We start from the raw sequence: 9898 nt of genomic DNA, 5'->3' as shown, positions 1-9898 counted from the left end.
GGCGAGAACACCCGGGGACACCTGCAGCCACCCGCACCAACACACCGGGGGGCGCCCATGTCATACGATGGGGGCGCCCTTCGCCGTCCGCGTACCGCGGTCGGACCGCAGGTGGCGGTCCAGCCATACGCGGAGGTCCGCCGAGCGGAGGGCAGCCCACCCGAGGAGGAGCGCGACGGCCAGGTGGGTGTGGAGCATCAGCATGACCTCCGGGGAGTGACCCCCTACGGTTGCCGACCCGACGGGGACGTCGCCGTCGTGGTGGACCGCCGAACCGGGGGCCGACGTCACGGGCCCGTCCGCCAGCCCATCGAGGAGCCAGTGCAGCACCTGCTGCGCGACGCTGAGCAGCAGCAGGACCCCCCACCCGGGCAACCGTGCCCGCCCGGCGAGAGTAGCCGTCAGCACGCCGAGGGCCGCGAGCGCGCACAGGATCGGAATGCCCGGAAGGGGACCGCCGGACAGGGCGTGGGCGCCCGCCCCGAGCCCGACCGCCAGCAGGCCCACGGCGGCACACCGCGTGATCGCCCGGGCACGGCCGACGGACGGCGGGATGGTGTCCGGCGTTTCCATGAGCCGATAGTAAGCCTGCTGATGAGCCTGCGTCACCCGCGACCTCGGCGTGATGTGCGGGGACGCCGATCCGTAGACTGGCGCCCACGGGAGTTTCTGCTCCCCCGAACCGAGAGGACGAGCGCATGTCAGAGAATCCACACGACGACCGGGTCCACAGCGAGGCCCCTGCCGAGGGTGACACCGCCGCCGACCCCGCCGACATCAGGGTGCACGCCGAGGAGCCCTCCGAGGGCGCAGACTCCGACGAGGAGACCGGCGTGGGGACCTAGCACCGACCCGTCCATGCGCACTGGACGACAGGCGCCCGCCCGTGGTGCGGCGCCTGTCGCCTGCCCGGCTCCCTGCAGGGAGCCGGGCCGCGCGCGGGGAGTGCCCGAGCCTAGCGCCGGTGGGTGTCCGGCTAGCGCCGGCGCCTCTCCGCGGCCTGCCGTCCCAGGTGTGCCACAGCGGCGGCGGCCACGACGAGCGAGAGGGCGACGACGGCCAGCATCACGTACAGCACCACGAGGGTGGTCATCGGCGAGGACGCGCTGTGCAGGATGCGCAGACCACCGAACAGCCCGACGGCCCAGAAGACACCCACACCGGCGAGTGCGTAGGCCGCGCGCCTGTGCCCGCGATCAAAACCCATACTCCGGCCGCACTGCATGAGGAGGCCCTGCCACTGATCCATAGCTCAACTATGGGGCGGGGACCGGAAAGCATTGCCAGCCGCGGTTATCGTGTTCCTCACACTGGCGGCGACCCGCGTGATGAGCTAGAGGCGACTCCGCCCGGGAGATCCGGGTGTACCCCTTGACAGCGACACCGGGTGACGGATGATCGGATGACGAAGAAAGAGGCCCGGCGATGGACGACGACGTGGCAGACGACGACAGCGGCACGAGCATCCCGATCCGGATCGAACTGGTGCCCGACCCCTCCCTGGACCCAGGGGCCCTGCGGATCCCTGGCGCGCTCGCAGCCGCCGCCGTCGCGCCAGGTGCGGTGGCCGCGTTCTTCGCAGCCGACGACGGCGAGCGGTCCGTCTACGGCGACCCCGCCGTCCTCCGAGCCGGCGACTCGGGTCAGACCTCCACAGGCGTCTCGACATCCGGTCCTGAGATCCATTTTCCCGGGACACCGGGCATTGAGGGTTCGGCCGGCGACGGCGACTAGGACGTCCGCCGCAGGTGTCCGTCACGGTCGAATCACCCGCCGCTGTGCGCCGCCCGCTGCAACCGTCGGCCCCTCGTCGGGACCAGCCCGGCCCGGAACGGTGCGCTCACGCCTCTGCCAGGCGGAGACGTCGAAAGTGGCGTACTTCGTGGAGCCGATGCTCACCCCCGGCGCTACCGACCTTCTCGCCCCCGTCGGCATGCCAGCCGTGGTGTTCGTAGAAGCGGGTCGCCCGATCGTTTCTGCGAAGAACCCACAGGTAGGCCGCATCCCACCCTGCAGTGCGCAGCTCGTGTTCTGTGCGGGAGATCAGCGCGTGCCCGATCTGCTCGGACCAATGGGCAGGATGTACGTAGAGGCCCGCGAGCTCCCCGAGATGAGCCATTCCGCCATCCCGTCCGGCGCCGAAGCCCGCCCAACCGACGATGCGACCGTCGGTTTCCGCGACCAGCAATCGGTGAGAACTGTCGGAACCGTCATCGGTCGGGCGGCCCGCGAGCGATGCTGCGATCCATCGCGACCAGCCAGCTGCACGCTGATCGATCCGCAGGGCATCGAGCACCTCTGCGGCAAGGAGACCCCGGTATGCGGCCCGCCACGTGTCGACGTGGACGACGGCGACGCCCCTCGCATCGTCGAGCGTTGCCCACCGGATCTGCAGCTCACACATCACGTGGTGGTCGTCGAGGGTCCCGACGCCATCCGTTCCCGCGCTGGGATGCAGAGCTGGGGATGCAGAGAGGGAGCCCACCGCAGTGATGGGCTCCCTTCCTGGGCTGGTCAGCGTCCCGGGCCGTCGTGCCGCGTGACGTCCGGATCGATCGAGTCGGCCTCCTGATGGTGATGTGTCACCTTCTCACGGAGGTCCTCCGCGTCGGACTGGCGTTCCTGCGCCTGATGACGGAGTCTTTCTGCCTCGACCTCGGCCCGCTGGGCTTCGGCTTCCGCCATCGAGGCCCTGGCTTCACGCTCGCGGGCCTCGAGTTCCGCGGTCTTCGCCTCCTCGCGCATCTCGGCCGCGCGCTGCCGGTCCTTTTCCTCACGGCGCTGCCGCTGGGCCGCTCCGCGCTTCCGCGCGAGGACCGCAAGCACGGCAATGACGGCCAGGACGACGAGGATCCCGAGAACGATCCAGACCACTTGACTCGTATCCACAACTGACTCCTTCGATCGTGGGTGGCGACGGCCCGCCGGGCCCCTAACCCCCGAAGCCGCCGAGGCCCGGGATCTTGCCCAGCAGGTCCTTCGGGTTGATGCCGAACTTGGCGAGGAGGTCGGAGTGCTGCTCCGGGTCCACCTGGTCGGGGAGTTCGGACTGCGCCCGGTCGGCGTCGTCGTTCTTGCCCTGGCTCTTCAGCAGATCGATGATCTGTGCCTTGTCAATCTTCATTGCTGCCTCCTCGTGGACGATTCCTATTGGTAAGCGTGCTTAGGAAGCATTGCACAGCACCGTCGGCTTGTCACGGGGCCGGGAACGCGCGGGAGAATGGCCGGATGCCACTCCTCCTGACGATCCTTGCCGACACCCATCTGCCGAAGCGGGCCCGGCAGTTGCCCGGCGCGGTGTGGGACGCGATCGAGGGGTCCGACGTCGTCGTCCACGCCGGGGACTGGACCGAGGTGCCGCTGCTGGACGAGCTCGAGGCTCGGTCACGCCGCCTGGTCGCCTGCTACGGGAACAACGACGGCGGCGACCTCCGGGCACGCCTTCCCCTCGTCGCACGCGTCGAGCTCGACGGCGTCCGCCTCGCGGTCGTCCACGAGACGGGCCAGAAACAGGGGCGGGAAGCCCGCATGGCCTCGCTCTATCCCGACGTCGACGTCCTGGTGTTCGGGCACAGCCACATCCCGTGGGACACGCGGGCCGCGACGGGGCTGCGCCTGCTCAACCCCGGTTCCCCGACGGATCGCCGCCGCCAGCCGCACTGCACGTTCATGACGGGGACCATCGACGCAGGCGTCATGGACGTCGACCTGCACCGCCTGCCGCACCGCTGATCCGGGAGCGGCCCGTGGATGAGCTCGACGATGCACGAAGAAGTTCGGATCGTCGGGACGACGGCGAAGCCGCTGAAGAGGCGCCGCATTGGTAGTGTGACCTGCAGATGTCAGCAGCCCGTCGAGATTCTGGGAGCCCCGTGAGCAAGCACCTGTACACGCGCGTGTCCGCGACGGTGGTCGTGCTGTGCGGCCTCAGCTTCGGCGCGCTGCCCGCGTCGGCGGCGGAAGTCTGCCCTACCGTCGGCGCCGCCGGGTGCGAGGCTCCCGGGAGCCCCAGCGAGGTCTCCCCCACCCGGACCAGTCCGGCGCCCGAGCCGGAGCCGACGGGTCCGGCGCCGACCATGCGACGGGAGACGGCACCCCCGGCAACCACGGCCCCGGCAGCACCCGCGACGACGCAACCGACGCGACCGGTCGAGACCACCGAGCCCGCCCCGCCGCCGCCGCCGACGACCACGCCGTCACCCTCCCCCTCCCCCTCCCCTACACCGGAGCCCACGCCGACGCCGGCTCCTGCACCGCCGCCCCCACCGGCACCTGCCCCGCCGCCACCCCCTGCGCCTGCCCCGCCGCCGCCTCCCGCGCCGGTCCCTGCACCTGCACCTGTCCCGGCTCCTCCGCTCCAGCCGGTCGTGCCCGTGGCCCCCCTGCCCGCGGCACCGGCGGTACCGCCACCGGTCGTCGAGGAGGAGCCGGCCGAGGAGAAGCCGACACCCACGCCCACCAAGCGTTCCGCGAAGCCGACGCCCTCCCCGTCTCCGTCCGCGACCGCTCCCGCGCCGTCCTCCGCGCCCTCGGCTTCCGCGTCGGCGACCGCCGACGAAGCCGTGGCGATCGACCGGGCCGAAGCACCGAGGCAGCCGAACATGCCCTTCCTCGCGGTGCTCTCGCTCGTCATCATGGGTTGCCTCGTCGGTCTCGTGAGAATCTTCGGTCCGCTCGTCCTCCGGCGGTCGCACTAGATCCGGGACGCCTGTTCCCTTCCCCCACCGGCCCCGCTAGGCTGTGTGCCGAAAAGGCCCGCTGAGCCGTCGCGAAGCATGGAGAGAGTACGAGGAGGTGGAGTCATGACGAAGGTCCTTGCCGTTGCGCTGTGCGCCGACGACACCCCCATGATCCCCGCCTCCCCGACGTCCGCTCCGTAGCGCCCGCGGGAGGCCTCCTCGGAGGAACCGCGTTGAATACTCTCGTGCAGTACGGATTCACCGACCGCATCGGTGCTCTCTTCTCCTTCCACTTCCCGTCCGGCGTGCTCCCGGGGAGGATCGTCCGCGCAGACCGCGGACGGGTCCTGGTCGCCACGCAGCACGGCATCCTGCACCTCGACACCACTGACTCCCTCGTCACCGGGGACTGGGTGGGGTTGCAGGGCGAGGACCCGGTCATCCTCGGGCATCTGCCCCGTTCGTCCCTGCTCCAGCGCAAGCGGGCGTACGACCCGCTCTCCGAGCCCCAGGTGCTGGCAGCCAACATCGACCTTCTCGGCGTCGTGGTGCCCCTGGACCGGCCACTCTCGACCAACCGGCTCGAGCGCACCCTCGTTGCCGCCTGGGATTCCGGTGCGGTGCCGCTCGTCATCCTGACCAAGGCTGATCTCAGTTCGCGCTTCGACCGAGTGGTCGCCGAGACGGTGGACAGCGCGCGTGGGGTCGAGGTACTGACGACGTCGGCGGAGGCCGGTGACGGCCTCGAGCACCTGCGTGGACGGATCGGTGCCGGGCAGACCCTCGCCCTTGTGGGCCCTTCGGGTGCCGGCAAGTCGAGCCTCGTCAACGCCCTCGCCGGTGACGCCCGGCAGGACACGGGTGAGGTCCGTGCGACCGACGGACGCGGACGGCATACGACGACGGCCCGGGAACTGGTGCCGCTCGGGGACGGCGCCGTCCTCATGGACACCCCGGGGCTGCGCGGATTCGCCCTGTGGGACGCCGAGGACGGGTTGACCCAGGTGTTCGGCGACATCGAGGACCTCTTCGACCGGTGCAGGTTTCGGAACTGCGCCCACGAGAGCGAACCGGGATGTGCCGTACAGGCCGCCATCGTCGCGGGGGACCTCGAGGAACGCCGCTGGCTGAGCTACCGGAAGATGGACCGCGAACTCGCGAGCCTCCACCGCCGGCAGAACGTCGCGGAGCAGCGGCGTTACGGGAGGGCGTTCCACCGGGTGGCGCGTGACGCCGCGCTGGCCAAGGACTACCGGAACCGCTACCGGGAAGGGTGACGCCCGGCCGGAGGGAGCAACGGGGCAGTGATGGGGCTGGGTATCGCGGGCAGGAGTACTGCGGCGGTGGAGCCCCCTGTCGGATTCGAACCGACGACCCCCGCTTTACAAGAGCGGTGCTCTGGCCAACTGAGCTAAGGAGGCGTGCTGACCGTGCCAGCGTGGCGCCGTCGTCATGGTCCAGGGCTGAGGACTGCCGAAGGCAAACCGACGCCGAGCGCTCAATAAGGGTAGCCCAGCGCCCGCACCGGGTGAAATCAGCCACGCGTCCAGGTGGACCCGACCGGATAGAGTCGTTTCCAAGACCAACTACCGTATGGAGCCCGATGTGAGTACCGCACACCCCTCGACCGTGCCCGGCGTCCAGGCGTCGTTCTCGACGGACGGCCAGTACGGCGATTTCGACTTCATCGTCGTCTCCAACCGGTTGGCGGTTGACCGTGTGGTCGACGACAACGGCGAGAGCTCGTGGCGGCGTTCGCCGGGCGGCCTCGTGACGGCACTGGCGCCGGTGATGGCCAAGGCCGACGGCGCCTGGGTCGGCTGGCACGGCGCCCCCGACGAGACGCTGGAGCCGTTCGACGAGTCGAACATGCGCCTGGTCCCCGTGCCGCTCAGCGCCGAGGAGGTGGAGCTGTACTACGAGGGCTTCTCGAATGCCACCCTCTGGCCGCTCTATCACGACGTTATCGCGTCCCCCGAGTTCCACCGCACCTGGTGGGACTCCTACCGCCGGGTCAACGAGCGCTTCGCGCAGGCGACGGCGTCCGTCGCGGCGGAGGGAGCAACCGTGTGGGTCCAGGACTACCAGCTGCAGCTGGTTCCGAAGATGCTGCGCGAAGCACGCCCGGACCTGAAGATCGGCTTCTTCAACCACATCCCGTTCCCGCCGCTGGAGATCTACGCGCAGCTGCCGTGGCGCCGGCAGGTCATCGAGGGGCTCCTCGGCGCAGACCTCATCGGCTTCCAGCGTCCGAGCGACGCCAGCAACTTCCTGCGCTGCGTGCGCCGCTTCAAGGGCTACACCATCAAGGCCCAGCAGGTGCAGGTCCCGGCGGGCGACGACGGCACACCGGCCTACACGTCCCGGGCCGAGGCGTTCCCCATCTCCATCGACACCGCGTCGATCACGGAGCTGGCGCAGCGGCCCGATGTCATCGAACGCTCGAAGGAGATCCGGCGTGAACTCGGTGATCCGCAGCACATCCTGCTCGGCGTCGACCGGCTCGACTACACCAAGGGCATCGGCCACCGCCTGAAGGCCTACGGGGAGCTGCTCGAGGACGGCGCCATTACGGTGGAGGACGCCGCGCTCATCCAAGTCGCGAGTCCCAGCCGCGAGCGCGTGGAGCAGTACCGCCTCCTCCGCGAGGACATCGAGGGTGCCGTCGGGCGCATCAACGGCACGCACGACACCATGAAGAACACGGCGATCCGCTACCTGCACCACAGCTATCCGGTCGAGGAGATGGTCGCGCTGTACCTGGCCGCCGACGTCATGCTCGTCACCGCCCTCCGGGACGGCATGAACCTCGTGGCCAAGGAATACGTCGCCGCGCGGACCGGCAACACGGGCATGCTCGTACTCAGCGAGTTCGCGGGTGCAGCGGACACCCTCCGGCAAGCCATCCTCGTCAACCCCCACGACATCGACGGGCTGAAGTCGGCCATCGTCACGGCGGTCAACATGCCGAAGGCGGAATCCATGCGGCGCATGCGGCTCATGCGCCGGCAGGTGGTGCACAACGATGTGGAGCGCTGGTCCCAGTCGTTCCTCACCGCCCTCCAGTCCGGGGTCTCGGCCAGTGGTGCTTGAGGCGGGACTGCAGGCCGCCCTCCGACGCCTGGCCTCCACGCCGCACCTGCTCGTTGCCCTCGACTTCGACGGCACGCTGGCGCCGATCGTCGAGCGGGCGGAGGACGCCCGTGCCCTCCCGGCGTCGGCCGCCGCCGTCCGGGCGCTGGCGGACCTGCCCGCCACGACGACGGCGCTCATCTCCGGCCGGGCACTCGACAGCCTGCGCGCTGTCGCGAATCCCCCGGAGGCGACGATGCTCATCGGCAGCCACGGCGCCGAGACGTGGACCGGACCGGACGGCGCCCCCCTGGCGTTGACGCCGGCCCAGGCCGACCTCCTCGCGCGCGCCGTCGTCGTCGTCGAACGGACCGTCGCCGAGCACCCGGGGACGCGCATCGAGTTCAAGCCCGCCGGCGTCGTGCTCCACACGCGGACCGCGACGGACGCCGTCGCCGACGCCGCCGTGGCGGCAGCCAGGGCAGGGCTGGCCACACTGGACGGCGTGAACACCGCGGACGGGAAGCGGGTCCTCGAGATCTCCGTGGTCGAGGCGGACAAGGGCCAGGGGCTGGCCCTGCTGCGACAGGCAACGGCGGCGACGGCGGTCTTCTTCGCCGGCGACGACGTCACGGACGAGCACGCCCAGAAGACCCTCGATGCAGGCGACGTCGGCGTCAGGATCGGACCCGGCGACACCGCGGCGGCCTTCTCCGTCGCCAGCCCCGAGGCCTTCACCGAGGTGCTCGAGGAGCTTGCGGCGTTGCGCGCGGCAGGTGCACCCCGGTAGGGAACGTGTCATACTCAGGGGGCGTGACCAACGTCACCGGTACTGCTGGCCGGTCACGCGCAACAACTGAATATTTTCCATTCACTACGGATCGTCGGGCACGTACCTGCCCGTGAAAAGGAACCAATTCCATGGCAACGGTAACGTTTGACCAGGCCACGCGCCTGTACCCGGGCACCGAGAAGCCCGCCGTCGACAAGCTCAACATCGACATCGCCGACGGCGAATTCCTCGTCCTCGTCGGACCCTCCGGTTGCGGAAAGTCCACCTCCCTGCGCATGCTCGCGGGCCTCGAGGACGTCAACTCCGGACGCATCCTCATCGGTGACCGCGACGTCACCGATGTCCCCCCGAAGGATCGCGACATCGCGATGGTCTTCCAGAACTACGCCCTCTACCCGCACATGTCGGTGGCCGACAACATGGGCTTCGCGCTCAAGATCGCCGGTGTCTCCAAGGAGGAGCGCGCCGAGCGCGTCCGCGAGGCGGCGAAGCTCCTCGACCTCGAGGACTACCTGGACCGCAAGCCGAAGGCCCTCTCCGGTGGCCAGCGCCAGCGTGTCGCGATGGGTCGCGCGATCGTGCGTAACCCGCAGGTGTTCCTCATGGACGAGCCGCTGTCCAACCTCGACGCCAAGCTGCGTGTGCAGACGCGTACGCAGATCGCCTCGCTGACCCGTCGGCTCGGCGTCACGACGGTGTACGTCACGCACGACCAGGTCGAGGCCATGACCATGGGTGACCGCGTCGCTGTGCTCAAGGACGGCATCCTCCAGCAGGTCGACACCCCGCGCAACCTGTACGAACGTCCGAAGAACGTCTTCGTCGCCGGCTTCATCGGCTCGCCCGCGATGAACCTCCTGGAACTGCCCGTCGCCGACGGCGGTGTCCTCTTCGGTGGCATCGTCTACCCTGTTCCCGGCAACGTCCTCAAAGCCGCGGCCGGCAACACCGTCACGCTCGGTGTCCGCCCCGAGGACCTCGTCCTCGCCGCCGCGGGTGAAGGCCTGCAGGTCGAGGTGGATGTCGTCGAGGAGCTCGGCGCCGACGCCTACATCTACGGCCACACGACGCTGGACGGCAAGGACCACGACATGGTGGTCCGCGTCGACGGCCGCCGCCCACCGATGAAGGGCGACAGCGTCTACGTACGCCCCGAGCAGGGCCACGTGCACCTGTTCGACACCACGAACGGACTCCGCCTGGCCGAGACGGTCTAGGTTCCTCGCGGATCACGCACGACGGCGGGGGGGGGGGGGGGGGGGGGGGGGGGGGGGGGGGGGGGGGGGGGGGGGGGGGGGGGGGGGGGGGGGGGGGGGGGGGGGGGGGGGGGGGGGGGGGGGGGGGGGGGGGGGGG

13 protein-coding genes and 1 tRNA gene are annotated in these 9898 nt (G+C 70.2%); 8 read left to right on the top strand and 6 right to left on the bottom strand.

Going from position 1 to position 9898, the window contains the following annotated elements:
• Positions 1-60: 60 nt before the first annotated feature.
• The gene (locus tag ACX80F_RS16610; RefSeq protein WP_459337490.1) at positions 61-573 is read right to left on the bottom strand and encodes a hypothetical protein; all 513 of its coding nucleotides are present in this window, start codon (positions 571-573) and stop codon (positions 61-63) included.
• A gap of 125 nt (positions 574-698) precedes the next feature.
• Here ACX80F_RS16610 and ACX80F_RS16605 point away from each other — a divergent pair, with 125 nt between their 5' ends.
• Positions 699-845, top strand: coding sequence for a hypothetical protein (locus ACX80F_RS16605; RefSeq protein ID WP_459337489.1), 147 nt, complete (start codon positions 699-701; stop codon positions 843-845).
• Positions 846-976: 131 nt separating this feature from the next.
• Here ACX80F_RS16605 and ACX80F_RS16600 read toward each other — a convergent pair whose 3' ends face one another.
• Positions 977-1249, bottom strand: coding sequence for a hypothetical protein (locus tag ACX80F_RS16600; protein WP_459337488.1), 273 nt, complete (start codon positions 1247-1249; stop codon positions 977-979).
• A gap of 188 nt (positions 1250-1437) precedes the next feature.
• On the opposite strand from ACX80F_RS16600, the gene ACX80F_RS16595 reads away from it, so the two are divergent.
• A complete protein-coding gene (locus tag ACX80F_RS16595; protein ID WP_459337487.1) occupies positions 1438-1734 on the top strand; it encodes a hypothetical protein in 297 nt (98 codons plus the stop codon).
• A gap of 106 nt (positions 1735-1840) precedes the next feature.
• On the opposite strand, the gene ACX80F_RS16590 is transcribed toward ACX80F_RS16595, so the two are convergent.
• The 3 genes from ACX80F_RS16590 to ACX80F_RS16580 form a co-directional block, all read right to left on the bottom strand.
• Positions 1841-2404 (bottom strand): GNAT family N-acetyltransferase, encoded by a 564-nt coding sequence (locus ACX80F_RS16590; protein WP_459337486.1) that lies wholly within the window; start codon positions 2402-2404, stop codon positions 1841-1843.
• Between the two features lie 110 nt (positions 2405-2514).
• Positions 2515-2889, bottom strand: coding sequence for a hypothetical protein (locus ACX80F_RS16585; RefSeq protein WP_459337485.1), 375 nt, complete (start codon positions 2887-2889; stop codon positions 2515-2517).
• Between the two features lie 43 nt (positions 2890-2932).
• On the bottom strand, positions 2933-3124 hold the full coding sequence (locus tag ACX80F_RS16580) for a hypothetical protein (protein ID WP_459337484.1): 192 nt from the start codon (positions 3122-3124) through the stop codon (positions 2933-2935).
• A gap of 104 nt (positions 3125-3228) precedes the next feature.
• Between ACX80F_RS16580 and ACX80F_RS16575 the strand changes: the two genes are divergently transcribed.
• The 3 genes from ACX80F_RS16575 (at position 3229) to rsgA (ending at position 5956) form a co-directional block, all read left to right on the top strand.
• Positions 3229-3732, top strand: a complete 504-nt coding sequence (locus tag ACX80F_RS16575; RefSeq protein ID WP_459337483.1) for a metallophosphoesterase family protein — start codon at positions 3229-3231, stop codon at positions 3730-3732.
• 140 nt (positions 3733-3872) lie between these two features.
• Positions 3873-4697, top strand: coding sequence for a hypothetical protein (locus tag ACX80F_RS16570; protein WP_459337482.1), 825 nt, complete (start codon positions 3873-3875; stop codon positions 4695-4697).
• 215 nt (positions 4698-4912) lie between these two features.
• A complete protein-coding gene (gene rsgA, locus ACX80F_RS16565) occupies positions 4913-5956 on the top strand; it encodes a ribosome small subunit-dependent GTPase A (RefSeq protein ID WP_459337481.1) in 1044 nt (347 codons plus the stop codon).
• Between the two features lie 67 nt (positions 5957-6023).
• Here rsgA and ACX80F_RS16560 read toward each other — a convergent pair.
• Positions 6024-6100, bottom strand: a tRNA-Thr gene (locus ACX80F_RS16560).
• A gap of 172 nt (positions 6101-6272) precedes the next feature.
• Between ACX80F_RS16560 and ACX80F_RS16555 the strand changes: the two genes are divergently transcribed.
• The 3 genes from ACX80F_RS16555 to ACX80F_RS16545 all read left to right on the top strand — a co-directional run bounded on the left by ACX80F_RS16555 (position 6273) and on the right by ACX80F_RS16545 (position 9761).
• Positions 6273-7772, top strand: coding sequence for an alpha,alpha-trehalose-phosphate synthase (UDP-forming) (locus ACX80F_RS16555; protein ID WP_459337480.1), 1500 nt, complete (start codon positions 6273-6275; stop codon positions 7770-7772).
• Complete coding sequence (gene otsB / locus ACX80F_RS16550) at positions 7765-8541, top strand: trehalose-phosphatase (protein WP_459337479.1); 777 nt, start codon at positions 7765-7767, stop codon at positions 8539-8541. Before ACX80F_RS16555 ends, otsB begins: the two co-directional genes overlap by 8 nt.
• Before the next feature lie 131 nt (positions 8542-8672).
• Positions 8673-9761: an ABC transporter ATP-binding protein gene (locus ACX80F_RS16545; RefSeq protein WP_459337478.1), complete on the top strand. Its 1089-nt coding sequence runs from the start codon at positions 8673-8675 to the stop codon at positions 9759-9761.
• Positions 9762-9898: the final 137 nt, after the last annotated feature.

This window comes from Arthrobacter sp. TMS2-4 (assembly GCF_054511075.1).
The sequence above is the reverse complement of the archived record's forward strand: the minus strand, read 5'-3'. Positions and strand labels throughout refer to the sequence as shown.

Coding starts and splice junctions, on each gene's coding strand:
- ACX80F_RS16555 (WP_459337480.1), top strand. CDS start 6,273: ATGGAGCCCGATGTGAGTACCGCACACCCCTCGACCGTGCCCGGCGTC.
- ACX80F_RS16545 (WP_459337478.1), top strand. CDS start 8,673: ATGGCAACGGTAACGTTTGACCAGGCCACGCGCCTGTACCCGGGCACC.
- ACX80F_RS16580 (WP_459337484.1), bottom strand. CDS start 3,124: ATGAAGATTGACAAGGCACAGATCATCGATCTGCTGAAGAGCCAGGGC.
- ACX80F_RS16575 (WP_459337483.1), top strand. CDS start 3,229: ATGCCACTCCTCCTGACGATCCTTGCCGACACCCATCTGCCGAAGCGG.
- ACX80F_RS16605 (WP_459337489.1), top strand. CDS start 699: ATGTCAGAGAATCCACACGACGACCGGGTCCACAGCGAGGCCCCTGCC.
- ACX80F_RS16590 (WP_459337486.1), bottom strand. CDS start 2,404: ATGTGTGAGCTGCAGATCCGGTGGGCAACGCTCGACGATGCGAGGGGC.
- ACX80F_RS16610 (WP_459337490.1), bottom strand. CDS start 573: ATGGAAACGCCGGACACCATCCCGCCGTCCGTCGGCCGTGCCCGGGCG.
- ACX80F_RS16600 (WP_459337488.1), bottom strand. CDS start 1,249: ATGGATCAGTGGCAGGGCCTCCTCATGCAGTGCGGCCGGAGTATGGGT.